Raw genomic sequence first — 13,425 nt, forward strand, 5'->3', positions numbered from 1 at the left:
CAGGGGGAAGCCCCCTGCCCTGCAAATTCAGACGGATGGGTGAATTACTGGGTTGCGTCGACGATGGACTGGATTTCGGCGATCAGGTCCTCACCGATACGCGGTGCCCAACGGTCGTAGACCGGCTGCACGGCTTCCTGGAAGGCGGCGACCTGGTCGTCATCGAGCCGCGTGATCTGCATGCCGCGCTCCTCGAGCTGGTCACGTGCCCAGTCGTCGTACTCGGTCGACAGCTGAATCTCGTACTCGGCCGAAAGACGCGCCGCTTCCTGCACCAGCTCCTGATACTCCGGCGCCAGACGATCCCAGGTGCGCTGGGACATCATCATGATGAAGGGCGTATAGACGTGACGGGTCTCGGAACCGTAGTCCTGCACCTCGTAGAAGTTGGAGGTCAGGATGGTGCTCCAGGGGTTCTCCTGGCCATCGACGACGCCCTGCTCCATGGCGGAGAACAGCTCACCGAAGGCCATCGGCGTGGGGTTGGCGCCCAGGGTTTCCCAGATCGACAGATGCACCGGGTTCTCCATGGTGCGGACGCTGAGACCGCGCACGTCGAGCCCTGCCACATCCTCCGGCGACTCCACCGCACGCGCGCTGTTGGTGAGCTGACGGTAGCCGTTCTCGGAGAAGGTCAACGCCTTGATGCCGGTACCGTCGAAGGCATCGAGCATGCGCTGGGCGGTATCGCTCTGCATTACGGCGATGGCCGCTTCACGGCTCGGCAGCAGGAACGGCAGGTCGAAGACGGCCAGTTCCTGAACGTACGTCGTGGCCGGAGACGAAGAGGGATAGCTCATGTCCAGCGAGCCGGTCTGCAGCATTTCCATCATCTGCACGTCGTCGCCCAACTGGCTGTTGGGGAAGATGTTGACGGTAATGCGGCCTTCGGTGCGCTGTTCGAGGATATCGGCAAAATAGCGGCTTGAGAGGTACTGCGGCGAGGTATCGGACAGGCCGAGCCCCATGCGCAGCGTGTGGCTGCCGTGATCGCCCACCGCTTCACCCTCGATAGCGGGCGGATCGGAGAGGTCAGGGGTTTGTGCGTAAGCAATGCCCAGCGAGAGCGTAGCCGCACCGGCTAGCGTGAGGGTATTGCGCCAGAAAATGGTCATGGCGGACTCCAGTCGATTGTCGTTGTGTATGGCACGTCTTGGCATCTCCCCGATGGCGTGTGGCCTCGAGCGTCGAATGTGGCTCTTGTTAAATGCAGCCATTGTTACCGGTAACATTCGATGTAGGAAAGGCTAGCCAGGCACGGGAGAGGTGTCAATCACGAACAGGTCGGCATGAAATAGACTTTGGTCGCAGACGGTTCAAGGTTCAAACGCACCCGTCTCGCGAATGGCCCGCCCCACCGCCGCGAGGATCTGCTCATTGCGAGCCAGATCCAGCTCACCCCGTACGCAGGCAACGATCACCACGCGGCGGGCATCGTCGCCATAGCCTTGAGTGGCGATGCCGGCATCGCAAACGCGGCGGTGCTGGGTGCCGGTCTTGTGGGCCAGACGAATGTCGCGCCCCAGGCCGGCCTTGAGCCGCCATTCCCCGCTGGTGGTGCGCGCCATAATCGCCAGCAGCTCGGCGGTGGCTTGCGTGCCCAGGGCGCGGTCTTCGGCGAGTTCCTCGAGAAGGTCGGCGAAGGCATCCAGCCGCCCGGCGTTGAGGTCGGTGGCGTAGTAGAGCTGGAAGGCCTGATCGATGCTCGGAACCTGCAGCTGCTGCGGCGTCAGGCCGAGGCGCTGACGCAGCCATGCAAGTCGGGTGGAATCGCTTTGCCGCTTGCGCAGTTCGATGAAATCCATGCCGCCGAGGGTGAAGGCGCTGGGGTGCAGGTTGGCATAGGCATGGCGCCGCACGTCGACCAGCGTGGTAATCGGCCCCAGCCCACCGCCCGGCGTCAGGTGCCGGGCACGATAATTGACGCTCTCCAGGCCCAGGTGGCGAATCAGCATGTCGCTGGCGGTGTTGTCGCTGACGATCATCATCGACTCTAGCAGTTGCCGCAGCGGCAAGGCGCTGCCAGGCGATGCCCAGTTGGTGGAGCCGGCACCGTCGACGTAGTCGCTGCGCTGTAGCGTCAGGCGATCCTGAAGCGACATTTCACCGGTCTCTACCCGCGCCATCAGCTCGATTGCCACCGGCAGCTTGACCAGCGAGGCCAGGTACCAGTATTCATCGTCGCGCCAGCCCAGTCGCGCGCCGCTGCCGAGCTCGCGGACATGCACGCCGATCTCGCCGGCGTAACCGGCCTCGAGCAGCGCCAGCCTGGCTTCCAGGCGCTCCGCCCAGACCGGCTCCAAACGGGCGTCGACCTGCTCCGCCCAGCTCGGCTGCGCCATGGCCATCGAAGGTAGCACCATGACCAGCAGCAACAGTACTTGCGTGACCCACCTGCCCTTCATCTATCGTCCTTCTTCCATCGTCCTTGTTCCACCACCCTCATCGACTGTGCTGCCTGAACCAGCGCATGAAGGCGATCCAGCCTGCCGCGAGGAGAATCAGCGTCAGGCCGATACCCAATACCTGCGGATAGCTGTAGACCTGCCAGGCGTCGAACAGCAAGCGCAGCACCAGGAAAATCGCCACGATGTGGAAGATGAACGCCCGCAGAGCGTCCGTGCCGATCACGGTGAGCGGCTTGAGCCACCGAGCCGCCGACCGGCCACCCAGCAAGCACAGCGCCAGAATGATCAATGCCCCGCCGACGCTGAACAGCATGAAGGGCACCTCCGGGGGGTGCTTGCCGGCGTTCCAGGCCACCGCCAGCAGCGCTGCGTCGAGTTCGGGCAGAGAGAGCACCACGAACCCCAGCAGGAACACCGCTCCCACACCTGCCAGAGCGGCGACCAAGCGCCGTCTGGTCGAGGGCTCGCCGTAGCAGCGCAGAATGGCCTCGCCGATCAGCAGGCCCAGCATGACCAGCGGCAGCCGTGCCAGCTGCCCCCAGGTGTAGTGGTCGGCGTCCTCCACCAGCAGCGCCTTGAGAATCACGCTGTCCCAGAAGTGGAAGTGACGTTCGAGCATCACCGACAGCACGCCGACCACAACCGGCGCCAACAAGCGCGACCACAGCGGCATGCGACACCACAGCGGCAGGGCCCAGGGAATCCACAGCAGCGCCAGCGCATAGAAGCCGAGGATTTCCACCCAGATGGCGAAGCGCTGATAGAGCAGCGCATCGACGATGTCCTGGGTGGTGAACATCGGCAGCATCTCGACGATGGTCAGCGCCTTGTACCAGAACAGCACTTCCAGCCCACGCAGCATCAGCTTGAGCCTGCGCTGCGGCCAGTCGGCCGCTCCCGTCTTGGGCAGGAAAGCCACCGCCAGAGCGATGCCGAACACCATGATGAACAGCGAGGAAGAGAATTTGGTGATGAGGTGGATCGGCACCATGCCCCAGTCGGGCACCTGGCGAATGCCGAGCAGGCCACTCACCGCGTGGCTGAGAATCATCAGGGCGATGGCAATGCCGCGGGCGAGGTCGATGGCATCCACCCGGGAGGACAAGGCCGGCAGCTGCGGTGGCTGGTTGAGCCTGATCATGGCGATTCCCTAAATGATGTGCTTCCCTGATGCCACCGCCCCACCCGCCATGGCCTACTGACCTGCGACTGGCTCGACGCTCTCCAGCGTCAAACGACGCCCTTCCGTGGCAGAGTACTCGAAACTACCGACGACGCGCACCGTTTCCCCCAGGTGAGGCGCGATATCCTCGTGTGGAAATATTTCGACCCGGTTCAGGTCTTCGTCCTCGATCCAGTAATGCAGCGGATCCTCGAAGTGCCGCACCACGCCCTGGGTGCGCACCCTGGCACCATCGAGCTGTTCGGCCTGGTCGACCAGCACCGGCAGGGTGACCTCGCGCAGTTCGTCCGACGGACCCGAGCAGGCCGTAAGGCCTGCCAGCATCAAGCCTGCGACGATTCCCTGACGCTGCCATCTCGCTTTCATGTCCTTGATCCTTCGCTCCTTCAAAGAAGTACTGCACAAATAAGTCCGCTACATACCGCTCCGCCGCCAGCCCGGAGGCCGGCGGCGGCAGCCATCAGCGCGGAATGACGAGCGTCAGCCCCGGCCACACGAGATCGGGATTCTCGAGCACGTGCCGGTTGGCCTCATGCAGCTCCTGCCAACGCTGGGAGCTGCCGTAGAAGCGCCCGGCGATGCTGGCCAGGGTATCGCCACGGCGCACCTGGTACAGGTTGGCATCCAGCGCACGAGCCACCAGCCGCTGATCCCGCTCGAGCTCCTCGACCAGCTCGTCGATGCTCTCCAGCAGGGCTTCATCGCGCCCCCCGGCTCGCATCAGTTCAGCACGAGTCGAACGAATCGCACCCATGGTCACGCTGGCCGAGCGCAAGGCGCCGTCGAGGTCTATCTCACCGCCCTCTTCCGCCGGCAGGCGTGCGCGTAGCGCGGCAATTTCCCGCTGCGCCGCACGCAGCTGGCGCTCGTGCGCTTCCAGCTGTTCGGCCAGCGCAGCAGCATCCTGCCCGGCAGTGTCATCCGCGGCTTCGTCGGCGATTGCCTCATCGGCAGCCTCCTCGACCTGCTCTTCCGCGTCGGTTTCCGCCGCTTCATCCTGCTGCGCGTGAACGGTCTGGCCGAGCGTCAGCACCAGCAAGGCCACCAGCAACAGCCCGGCGAACGGCCAATGCCGGGAGCCCTCCCCGCGTGTCTCTTTCGCTTCTTTCATGACGCAACCTCTCTGCTGTTCTTGTGATTTCGACCGACGTCATCGTCAACCATCGGCACTCAAGAGGAGCCCGGCAAGCTCGCAAGCCCGCCCACATGAACAGTATGGCCAGAGTGGGCCATTCATGCCCGCTTGCTAATCAACGCAACGCAATATGCAAATTTCTTGCGCTTTCATTTTTTATGTACAAATATATTTGCAGACAAGGTTCGCATGCACTGCTTCTGCTCGAACCTTGTTCCACAAGCAGCGCAACAATGCTCAACAACAATGCCAACGAGGAAGCATGATGAAAACGCAGATTCTGTATGCCGCCATGGGGGTCAGCCTTGCCCTTGCCCCTACTGCCTTTGCCGACAAGCTGATCGTAGCTACCGATACCGCCTTCGTTCCCTTCGAGTTCATGAAAGACGGCGAATACGTCGGATTCGACATTGACATGTGGAGGGCCATCGCCGAGGAAAACGGCTGGGAGTATGAGCTAAGGCCGATGGACTTTTCCGGCATCATCCCAGCGCTTCAGACCAATCAGGTCGACGTGGCGCTGGCCGGCATCACCATCCGCCCGGACCGTCAGGAGGTGATCGACTTTTCGGATGGCTACTACGATAGCGGCTTCACCCTGATGGTCCCCGTGGACAGCGACATCGAGAATACCGACGATCTGGCCGGCCGTACTCTGGCGCTGCGCATGGGTACCTCGGCAGCCGATTACGCCCAGGAACACTTCACCGAGACAGAACTTAGGCTGCTGCCCAATATCGACAACGCCTATCTGGAGCTACGCACCGGTCGCGTCGATGCCGCCATGCACGACACGCCCAACGTGCTTTACTACATCGCCACTGCAGGAGACGGTCAGGTGAAAGCCGTCGGGGAGCAGATGATGGCCCATGAATACGGCATCGGCTTCCCCAAAGGCAGCCCTTTGGTGGAAGACGTGAATGCCACTCTGGCCACCATGCGTGAGGACGGTCGTTACGACGATATCTACGAGACCTGGTTCGGCACCCGCCCCAACCAATGAGTCGAGTATCTGCACCCCTCATCCCTGACGAATCTCGAGGTTCCCAATGAATACGGATTGGTCCGTCATCGTCACCTTCATGCCTCAGCTGCTCAAAGGTGCACAGATGACGATCTTCATCACCGTAGTGGGGCTGTGCGGCGGCATGGCGGTAGGCGCCATCGCAGGCCTTATGCGCGCCTACGGCAATTGGCTGCTCAACTACACGGCGATGGTCTACATCGAGGTGATTCGCGGCACACCCATCGTGGTGCAGGTAATGTTTCTCTACTTTGCGTTGCCGGTGCTGGCGAGCATTCGCATCGACCCGCTCACCGCTGCCATGATCGCCATCGTAATCAATGCGGGAGCCTACATTGCCGAGATCGTCAGGGGTTCCCTGCAATCAATCAGTCGTGGCCTCGCCGAGGCCGGACTGGCTCTCGGCCTGCCCCGCTGGAAGGTGTTGCTTTATATCGTCGGGCCACTCGCCTTTCGGCGGTTGATTCCACCTCTTGGCAACCAGTTCATCATCAGCCTCAAGGACACCTCGTTGTTCATCGTGATCGGCGTCGGTGAGCTGACACGAACCGGGCAGGAAATCATGGCGGCCAATTTCCGTGCCGTGGAGATCTGGAGCGCCATCGCCATCATGTATCTCATCATGACCGGAAGCCTGACCCTAATGCTGCGCTTCATCGAGAGAAGGATGAAGATTCTATGAGCATCATCGAATTCAGAAACGTATCCAAGCACTTCGGTTCGCTCAAGGTGCTCGATGAGGTTGACCTTACCATCGACCGCGGCGAAGTGGTCGTGTTGATTGGTCCTTCGGGATCGGGAAAATCGACGCTGCTGCGCTGTATCAACGGGCTGGAAATGATCACCGGCGGAGACTTGGTGGTGGATGACCTCAGCGTGCTGGCAGGTAACGCTCGGCTGAGAGAGATTCGTCAGGAAGCCGGCATGGTATTTCAGCAATTCAACCTTTTTCCGCAGCTGACCGCCGTGGAGAACGTCGCTTTCGGCCCCAGGCACGTACGCGGCATGAGCCGAACTCAAGCACGGGCACAAGCGTTGGCGCTGCTCGACAAAGTGGGTCTGAAAGCTCAAGCCGAGCAATATCCCGACTCACTCTCCGGTGGGCAGCAGCAGCGTGTTGCCATCGCCCGGGCGCTGGCCGTCAAACCCAAGGTGATGCTCTTTGATGAGCCGACTTCGGCGCTCGACCCCGAGCTGAAACAGGAGGTGCTCAACGTGATGCGCACACTCGCAGAAGAGGGGATGACCATGGTGGTAGTGACCCATGAAATGTCCTTCGCCAGGCAGGTGGGCTCACGCCTGATATTCATGGAACACGGCAAGATCGCCGTCGACGGAGACCCGCGAGAGATGATCTCGGCTCCCACCAACCCCAGGCTCAAGGACTTTCTCAGACATGTACATTGACCCGCCGAACGGCACGGAGCGCCGAGCCGGGCTGGGATGCCTGCGCGCTAGCGGCAATCACCGGCAGTTGGGTTATGCACTGGGGCAGGCCGGACACCGTGCCGTGCATGACAAGCTGCTGTCCAGCGAGCTGTGGCAAGACATCACCCATCCCCGTCACGATGCTGCGGTCGCTCGCATGCTGGCATGCTGCAGGAGCCGTTTCCCCTGGGTGCTCGAAGAGCTCGAAGGCCTGGCCGAGGGGCTCGAACTGCCCTTTCTGCAGGTTTTCGCATGGAACAGCCGAGGAGACTTGCTCACTCACTGTCCGGACGGATGCACTACCGTCGTCCTTCCTGGCCACGAGCCCTGCATCGCACACAACGAAGATGGGCTCCCTTGCTTCGACGGCGACGTCTTCGTGGCTCAGCTGTCGCCGGTCGGCCAGCCGAGCTTCATGGCTTGCTGCTATCCAGGCTCACTGCCAGGTCATACCTTCGCCCTTACCGAGTTAGGCATCGTTCAGGCCGTCAACAACCTGCGCTTCGATGGCGTAGTACCCGCGATACCCCGCATGGTGCTGGGCCGCGCCATGCTGGCCGAACCCACACTTGACGCCATTCTCAGCCTGCTCGCTGAGGCACCGGCCAGCGGGGGATTTCATTTCACGTTGGCCCAGCAGGGCGAGCGCAGGCTCTACAGCGTAGAAATAGGAAGCGGCCAATTATCCATCAAAGTCATCGACAACGCCTATGTGCACGCCAACCATGCGCTGCACCATCCACGAGCTGAGGACGGTCAGACGATCACCCGCTCCTCTCGCGACCGCCAGCAGCGAGGCGACGAACTGATTGCATCGACGCAGCTAGACCCCCTACGCATCTTGCGAGATACCGGGGGCAACGGGTTGCCCATCTATCGTCGTGCGCCAGACGACCCCGATCACGAGAATACCCTTGCGACTGGCGTGTTCCGCCTGCTTAATGACGGCGTTCAATGGGAGATACACCCACCTGGCCATAGCGAGCCCTTTCATGGCAGCAGACACACCCTCTTTGACGGATAACGAACGCGCCCCATCCGACCTCGAGTCGCTCCGAGCCCTCTCCCTAGCCATCGCCCGAGGCGAAAGTGACCGACACCTGGGACCCAAGGCTCAGGAGGTGCTTTCGCGACTGATCGAACTGCGCGGCGACCCGGCGCTGCTCTCCATCTCCGCGCTGGCCGAGAAGCTCGAAGTCAATCCCTCGACGATTTCCCGGCTGGCCAGATCGCTCGGTTATACTCGCTTCGGAGAGCTCCAGCGCATCCTTCTCAGCGACTCGCTGACCCCGCCCCATTCGTTCTACCGCCAGCATGCCAGCGTTGCCCTGGCCGCGGACAAGAGCGATCTGCTGAATCAGGCTCGCCAGCTTGCCGGCGAGCAGTGCCGCAATATAGAGCGCTTGCTGGACAACCTGCGCAGCGACGAACTGGAAGCCTTTGCCAACGCCGTGATGAATGCAGCCCGCGTTCGCTTGTACGGCGTGCGTCAGTTCCATGCCTTCGCCAGCTTTCTGGCCTACGGCCTGGGAATGCTGCGCTCCGACGTCAGTCTGCTCAGCGACAGCGGTCACGGCATTGCCGAGGGTCTGGCCGGCATGGGTACCGACGACGTGCTGATCGCCGCTAGCTGCAAACCCTACACACGTGAAGTGGTGAACGTCTGCAAGGCGGCCCGCAACCACGGCATCCGGGTCCTAGTGGTCACGGACATGTCCAACTCCCCGCTTGTACGCCACTCCGAACAGGCCCTGCTGGTACCTCACGAAACCAGCTTCATCTCGAACAGCATGGTGGCTTTCCTGAGTGCTGTGGAATGTCTGGTCAATACGTGCGCCACGCTATCGGGTGAAACGGCTGCCGAGGCGCTGTCACGCCGTGATCGCTTCATCGACGAGCTGAAAATCGAGATGCGTTGATCTCTTGTGCCCCTTGGCTTGGAACTCGATGCCTGGCACGGCATCATGTGGCCCGTGAAAAATTCATTCATCCTGGGGTCACAATGAGAATCGTGTTGCGCTACTTCTTTCGCGGCGTACGGCTGGTGCTGTCGCCGGTCATGCTGATCGCCGAAAAGCTCTCCACGCCGCAGAGCGTCGAACGCAGCGAACAGGAGCAGGCTGAGGTCGACGAGGCGTGCCGCCAGCTGGCGCTGTATCAGTTTCGCTCCTGCCCGTTCTGCATCAAGGTGCGCAAGGAGATGGCACGGCTGGGCCTGAAGATCGAGGTCCGCGATGCCCAGCTCGACCCGGATCGTCGCCTTGAGCTGGAAGAAGGCGGTGGCAAGGTCAAGGTTCCGTGCCTGCTGATCGAGCATGACGATGGCCGCCATGAGTGGCTGTACGAGTCCAACGCCATCAACGCCTGGCTGCACCGGCGCTTCGGTGCTGATGCTCAAACGAGCTGAGCGCTCTCGGCGGTGAACAGCAGCGTATCGGCCAGGCGGCGGGCATCGTCCTCCTTCAGATAGGGCAGGGTCTGGCGACCGTTGGCCAGCTCCAGGTGCAGGGTGGCAACGCCGCGCCGGCGTTGCAGCCAGCTCTGCTGAAGCCGCAGCGAGATGAGATGCTGCATGGGAAAGATGCCGGTGCGCTGGCCCACCACCCCGCGCCGAACGCGCAAGAAGCCCTGCTCTTGAGCCCAGCCGGTCGCGATCCAGCGCCAGTGGGCCAACACGGCGGCCAACAGCGGCAGCACCGCGGCCAAGCCGCTCCAGGCAGGCCATGAGAGCTCGAGCGGTATCAACACGCCCAGCACCAGTACCGCCCCACCGGCGAGCAGCAACAGGTAACGCAGGAACAGCACCCGCCGATAGCTGGGGTCGACACGCCGCAGCGGTTGCCCGGCAGCACCCTGTCTTGAATCGCTCTGCCTTGAATAGGTCTGCCAGAAATGGGCCGTCAGCGCCGCCCCCTGCGCCTCGCTGAGCCCCGGCACCAGGAAGCGGCGCGACTCCCCCGCATCGCCGCCCAGTGCACCGTACTGATGACACACCAGATAGCCACGCCCGAGCAGCCGGCCGAGCCCCGTCTGTACCCACTCCACCACCTGCAGCCGCGCCAGGCTCAGGGTCTGCTCCTGGCGATGAAACAGGCCGCTGCGCTGGATCTGTCGCTCGCCGGCGTCGAGCAGCACGAAACCGTGAAAGCGCCACCAGGCCGCCAGAATGGCCAACAATGCCAGTAATGTCAGCGCCGCCAAGAGTCCCACGAGGACCGCCAGCAGCGGCGAACCCGGCATCCAGGTGTCGAGATCTAGCTGCGGCAGCCGGTCGTGCAGCCAGCGCTCGAGCGGGCGCACCAGCGGCGACAGCATCGCCGCGATGAGATAGATCGAACGGCTGGCCAGACCATGAAGCACGATGGCCTTGCCACTGATGGCAAAGCACGGCACGACCTGTCTCTCCGCCGCCGGGGCGGACTCGGACGCTACGCCCGGCCACTGCTCGGGCGGCCGCAGCTCCCTTTCGAGCGCTTCCGCCCGTTCGCGGCGAATGCCCGGCAAGGCGATGCGCGAGGCTTCGCCGGCCAGCGTTTCCACTTCCCACAGCACCAGGCCGAAGGGGCGCATGTAGACCGGCTGGCGAATGACGATGCTCTGCACGTGGCGTGCCGCCACCTTGAACTCGCGATGCTCCAACAATCCCTTCTGCACGATCAGCACATCGCCGTCGCAGCAGTAGCGAAAGCGGCGGTAGTAGAGCAGGCTGATCAGCACTGCCAAGATGAGTAGCACCGCCCCACCCAGCGCCAGCTCACGCAGGCCCAGGCGCTCCACCAGTGCCAGGCCGGCCCCGGCGCCGAGTACCAGCGGCATGTGCTGGCGCAGCAGCGACGCACTGCCGCTGAGCAGCAGCAGGAGTACTGCCCAAGGTGAAAGACGCTGCCACTTCAACTCTCCGCCCTGCCTTTCGCCGAGTGGCGACGCTTCGCTCATGGCGCATCCGCCCCCGTGGGCTCCGGTTCCGCACTCTCAAGGCGGGCCAGCAGATGCTGACGAATCGCCGCGGCCCGATCGGCGGTCAAGCCTTCGAGTACCATGTCCGCCCCTCTTCCTCCCGCCGTGAAGCACACCAGGCGTACCAGGCCGAAGGCACGTTCGACCGGGTTGCTCGTCGTCTCGATGTGCTGCAGGCGAGCCAACGGCAGCACCTGAGTGCTCTGCACCAGCAGGCCGCGCCGATAGATCAGGTCGTGCTGACGCAGGCCGTAGGCCCGGCGACGCGCCTCGAGCCAGCCGAGCACGATGCCGCTGGCGCCCAGCAGAGCCACAGCGACCGCCGGCCACGGCTGCCAGGCGGCGATATCGGCAATCATGAAGGGCACTAACGCGGCCAGCCCCGTCAGCAGCAGCCAGTGCAGGCTGCGCAGCACTGCCTGGCAGGGCGCCAGACGAGGAGAAACGGGCTCCAATGGCGCCTCCGCAAGCGCAGGGAGATTCTGTGGATCCAGCGAAGCATTGGTGAAGGTCACATCGGCTCCTTGCTCGACGGCTGGGCGAACACCCTGCTCAGCAGGCCCACAGGCGCTATGCTGATAGATGAGGAAAACACTGCAGCATGGATGCGCTCCACCAGCGAACGTCGGCCCTTGCGCCGAGGGAGACAGTGTCATGGCGATCCCGGCCACCCTAAGGGAATACTTGAGAGCCTGTGATATCGACTACGAGGAGGTCAAGCACGACTACGAAGTCAGTGCCAGCCGCATTGCCCAACAGTCGCACGTTACCGGTGAGCAGCTCGCCAAGGCCATCATGCTGCACGGCCGCTCCGGCTATCGCGTCGCGGTGCTGCCCAGCACTTGCGATGCCGATCTGGAGAGCCTGTCGCGGCTGTTCAACGAACCGGTCGAACTGGCCGAGGAAGAGGAGATCGTGAATCGCTTCAACGACTGCGACCCAGGGGCCATCACTCCTGTCGGCCAGGCCTATGGCCTGCAGGTCTATGTCGACGACATGTTGCGACACCAGCCGGATATCTATTTCGACGCCGGCGATCACGAAACGCTGCTGCACATGAGCGGCAGGGAGTTCGAGAAGCTGATGGGCGAATGCCCCCACGGCCAGTTCAGCCGTCATCACTGAACGAGCCGGTGGTAGTGATTTTCGCACCCGGTCGCCCCGGTCGGGTGCTCTCGGGTCTCGCCCGCGCGGGGCCCTAGCCTGCTGTTGCGCTATCGTTGGGCCATGCTCTCGAGCATGGCCGCCAGGGCCTCGGTCACCCTGGCCATGGTGACGTAGTCCAATCGCTCGGGGGTGTCGCTGGGGCGATGGTAGTGAGGGTTGCGGAAGTTGGCGGTATCCGTGAGCATCATGGCCGGAAAGCCCATTTCCCAGAACGCCCAGTGGTCCGAGCGATGTATGTCGCCCATCTGCGGCGGCGCCACCAAGCCCTCCGAAGGTACCGTCGCGTGACGACGAAACGCACCGATAGCGTTATGGAGCAGCCGGCGCGATTCCAGCTTGGTGACGAAGGCGAGGAAGTTCCCCCGGTCCGGATAGAACAGATCGAGAGGGAATGGGTAGAACTGACTGCCGGGCTCGTCACTGTAGTAGCCGAGCATCTCCAGCGAGATCATGCCCACGATGGTCCACCCCTCGGCCTTGGCCTGCCGCGCGTAGTGCAGGCTACCCATGGCATCGCTGCCGAAGAACGGCGCCTCTTCATTGACGAACGCCACCAGCCGCAGTGAACGATCGAGCTCTGCTCCCTGCAACTGGCGCGCCAGTTCGAGCAGTACGGCCACGCCGGAGGCATTGTCGTCGGCTCCGGGACTACCACGCACCGTGTCGTAGTGCGCCCCCACCACCAGCACCTCATCGGCGCGCCGGGCACCGGGCAGCTCCACCTCGATATTGTGAAATACCCGGCTGCCGGTGGGCACTTCCAGCCTCCGAGGCCGATGTCCTGCCTCCTGGAAGGCCCGCTCGATGTAATCGGCAGCGGCCTGGAGCGCCTCCGGCCGCCAGTAGTGGCGCTCGCCGATCTCATCCGCCAGGATTCGCACATGCTGGTGAAGCCGTTCGCTCAGCCGCTCGCCTTCGGCGCTCAGTGGCGGCGGCTCGCCGCGGAAGGATGTACCGGGCATATGCAACATCAGCCAGTAGCCTCCGCCCAGCACGAGAACGCAGACGAGCCCCAGCCCGCCCAGCACGGCCGCCAGCGGCGAGCGGGTACGCTTCATCTCAGGCCGCTCTCAGCGGTACCTGCAGCGCTACCGGCCCTGTTACCGAGGTCTTCGCGGTCCGT

General features: G+C 63.1%; 15 protein-coding genes. 7 read left to right on the forward strand and 8 right to left on the reverse strand.

Translation table 11 applies throughout. The features are described 5' to 3' along the window. Window positions 1-44 precede the first annotated feature (44 nt). The 5 genes from HOP58_RS12825 to HOP58_RS12845 form a co-directional block, all read right to left on the reverse strand. Window positions 45-1,115, reverse strand: a complete 1,071-nt coding sequence (locus HOP58_RS12825; RefSeq protein ID WP_234260499.1) for a TRAP transporter substrate-binding protein — start codon at window positions 1,113-1,115, stop codon at window positions 45-47. A gap of 201 nt (window positions 1,116-1,316) precedes the next feature. Further along, the gene (locus HOP58_RS12830) at window positions 1,317-2,405 is read right to left on the reverse strand and encodes a serine hydrolase (protein WP_234260500.1); all 1,089 of its coding nucleotides are present in this window, start codon (window positions 2,403-2,405) and stop codon (window positions 1,317-1,319) included. Window positions 2,406-2,442: 37 nt separating this feature from the next. Next, a complete protein-coding gene (locus HOP58_RS12835) occupies window positions 2,443-3,549 on the reverse strand; it encodes an acyltransferase family protein (protein ID WP_234260501.1) in 1,107 nt (368 codons plus the stop codon). Between the two features lie 54 nt (window positions 3,550-3,603). Next, window positions 3,604-3,957 (reverse strand): hypothetical protein, encoded by a 354-nt coding sequence (locus tag HOP58_RS12840; RefSeq protein ID WP_010628106.1) that lies wholly within the window; start codon window positions 3,955-3,957, stop codon window positions 3,604-3,606. Window positions 3,958-4,051: 94 nt separating this feature from the next. Beyond that, a complete protein-coding gene (locus HOP58_RS12845; protein ID WP_010628105.1) occupies window positions 4,052-4,702 on the reverse strand; it encodes a LysM peptidoglycan-binding domain-containing protein in 651 nt (216 codons plus the stop codon). Between the two features lie 289 nt (window positions 4,703-4,991). Here HOP58_RS12845 and glnH point away from each other — a divergent pair, with 289 nt between their 5' ends. The 6 genes from glnH (at window position 4,992) to HOP58_RS12875 (ending at window position 9,585) form a co-directional block, all read left to right on the forward strand. Continuing rightward, the gene (gene glnH / locus HOP58_RS12850) at window positions 4,992-5,729 is read left to right on the forward strand and encodes a glutamine ABC transporter substrate-binding protein GlnH (RefSeq protein ID WP_010628104.1); all 738 of its coding nucleotides are present in this window, start codon (window positions 4,992-4,994) and stop codon (window positions 5,727-5,729) included. A 46-nt stretch (window positions 5,730-5,775) separates the two neighbouring features. Beyond that, on the forward strand, window positions 5,776-6,432 hold the full coding sequence (glnP, locus tag HOP58_RS12855; protein WP_010628103.1) for a glutamine ABC transporter permease GlnP: 657 nt from the start codon (window positions 5,776-5,778) through the stop codon (window positions 6,430-6,432). Next, a complete protein-coding gene (gene glnQ, locus HOP58_RS12860) occupies window positions 6,429-7,157 on the forward strand; it encodes a glutamine ABC transporter ATP-binding protein GlnQ (RefSeq protein WP_010628102.1) in 729 nt (242 codons plus the stop codon). The genes glnP and glnQ overlap by 4 nt, the downstream gene beginning before the upstream one ends. Further along, complete coding sequence (locus tag HOP58_RS12865; RefSeq protein ID WP_010628101.1) at window positions 7,147-8,202, forward strand: C45 family peptidase; 1,056 nt, start codon at window positions 7,147-7,149, stop codon at window positions 8,200-8,202. The genes glnQ and HOP58_RS12865 overlap by 11 nt, the downstream gene beginning before the upstream one ends. Beyond that, a complete protein-coding gene (locus HOP58_RS12870) occupies window positions 8,171-9,097 on the forward strand; it encodes a MurR/RpiR family transcriptional regulator (protein ID WP_083861832.1) in 927 nt (308 codons plus the stop codon). Before HOP58_RS12865 ends, HOP58_RS12870 begins: the two co-directional genes overlap by 32 nt. A gap of 83 nt (window positions 9,098-9,180) precedes the next feature. Beyond that, the gene (locus tag HOP58_RS12875) at window positions 9,181-9,585 is read left to right on the forward strand and encodes a glutaredoxin (protein WP_234255452.1); all 405 of its coding nucleotides are present in this window, start codon (window positions 9,181-9,183) and stop codon (window positions 9,583-9,585) included. Here HOP58_RS12875 and HOP58_RS12880 read toward each other — a convergent pair. Both HOP58_RS12880 and HOP58_RS12885 read right to left on the reverse strand, forming a co-directional pair. After that, window positions 9,573-11,114, reverse strand: a complete 1,542-nt coding sequence (locus HOP58_RS12880) for a PH domain-containing protein (protein ID WP_010628098.1) — start codon at window positions 11,112-11,114, stop codon at window positions 9,573-9,575. The genes HOP58_RS12875 and HOP58_RS12880 overlap by 13 nt on opposite strands. After that, window positions 11,111-11,650 (reverse strand): PH domain-containing protein, encoded by a 540-nt coding sequence (locus HOP58_RS12885; protein ID WP_010628097.1) that lies wholly within the window; start codon window positions 11,648-11,650, stop codon window positions 11,111-11,113. Before HOP58_RS12885 ends, HOP58_RS12880 begins: the two co-directional genes overlap by 4 nt. A 139-nt stretch (window positions 11,651-11,789) precedes the next feature. On the opposite strand from HOP58_RS12885, the gene HOP58_RS12890 reads away from it, so the two are divergent. Next, window positions 11,790-12,260 carry a YbaK/EbsC family protein gene (locus tag HOP58_RS12890; protein ID WP_010628096.1) on the forward strand — a complete coding sequence of 157 codons (471 nt, stop codon included), beginning with the start codon at window positions 11,790-11,792 and terminating at the stop codon, window positions 12,258-12,260. 89 nt (window positions 12,261-12,349) lie between these two features. On the opposite strand, the gene HOP58_RS12895 is transcribed toward HOP58_RS12890, so the two are convergent. Next, on the reverse strand, window positions 12,350-13,360 hold the full coding sequence (locus HOP58_RS12895) for a M28 family peptidase (RefSeq protein ID WP_010628095.1): 1,011 nt from the start codon (window positions 13,358-13,360) through the stop codon (window positions 12,350-12,352). Window positions 13,361-13,425: the final 65 nt, after the last annotated feature.

Origin of the sequence: Halomonas sp. MCCC 1A11062 (assembly GCF_021404355.1) — a bacterium.
Lineage (GTDB): Bacteria > Pseudomonadota > Gammaproteobacteria > Pseudomonadales > Halomonadaceae > Halomonas > Halomonas aerodenitrificans.

Excerpts from the sequence above, each read along its gene's own strand:
- HOP58_RS12880 (WP_010628098.1), bottom strand. The coding sequence starts at position 11,114 with ATGAGCGAAGCGTCGCCACTCGGCGAAAGGCAGGGCGGAGAGTTGAAG.
- HOP58_RS12870 (WP_083861832.1), top strand. The coding sequence starts at position 8,171 with ATGGCAGCAGACACACCCTCTTTGACGGATAACGAACGCGCCCCATCC.
- HOP58_RS12875 (WP_234255452.1), top strand. The coding sequence starts at position 9,181 with ATGAGAATCGTGTTGCGCTACTTCTTTCGCGGCGTACGGCTGGTGCTG.
- glnH (WP_010628104.1), top strand. The coding sequence starts at position 4,992 with ATGAAAACGCAGATTCTGTATGCCGCCATGGGGGTCAGCCTTGCCCTT.
- glnQ (WP_010628102.1), top strand. The coding sequence starts at position 6,429 with ATGAGCATCATCGAATTCAGAAACGTATCCAAGCACTTCGGTTCGCTC.
- glnP (WP_010628103.1), top strand. The coding sequence starts at position 5,776 with ATGAATACGGATTGGTCCGTCATCGTCACCTTCATGCCTCAGCTGCTC.
- HOP58_RS12830 (WP_234260500.1), bottom strand. The coding sequence starts at position 2,405 with ATGAAGGGCAGGTGGGTCACGCAAGTACTGTTGCTGCTGGTCATGGTG.
- HOP58_RS12835 (WP_234260501.1), bottom strand. The coding sequence starts at position 3,549 with ATGATCAGGCTCAACCAGCCACCGCAGCTGCCGGCCTTGTCCTCCCGG.
- HOP58_RS12890 (WP_010628096.1), top strand. The coding sequence starts at position 11,790 with ATGGCGATCCCGGCCACCCTAAGGGAATACTTGAGAGCCTGTGATATC.
- HOP58_RS12840 (WP_010628106.1), bottom strand. The coding sequence starts at position 3,957 with ATGAAAGCGAGATGGCAGCGTCAGGGAATCGTCGCAGGCTTGATGCTG.
- HOP58_RS12895 (WP_010628095.1), bottom strand. The coding sequence starts at position 13,360 with ATGAAGCGTACCCGCTCGCCGCTGGCGGCCGTGCTGGGCGGGCTGGGG.
- HOP58_RS12845 (WP_010628105.1), bottom strand. The coding sequence starts at position 4,702 with ATGAAAGAAGCGAAAGAGACACGCGGGGAGGGCTCCCGGCATTGGCCG.
- HOP58_RS12825 (WP_234260499.1), bottom strand. The coding sequence starts at position 1,115 with ATGACCATTTTCTGGCGCAATACCCTCACGCTAGCCGGTGCGGCTACG.
- HOP58_RS12865 (WP_010628101.1), top strand. The coding sequence starts at position 7,147 with ATGTACATTGACCCGCCGAACGGCACGGAGCGCCGAGCCGGGCTGGGA.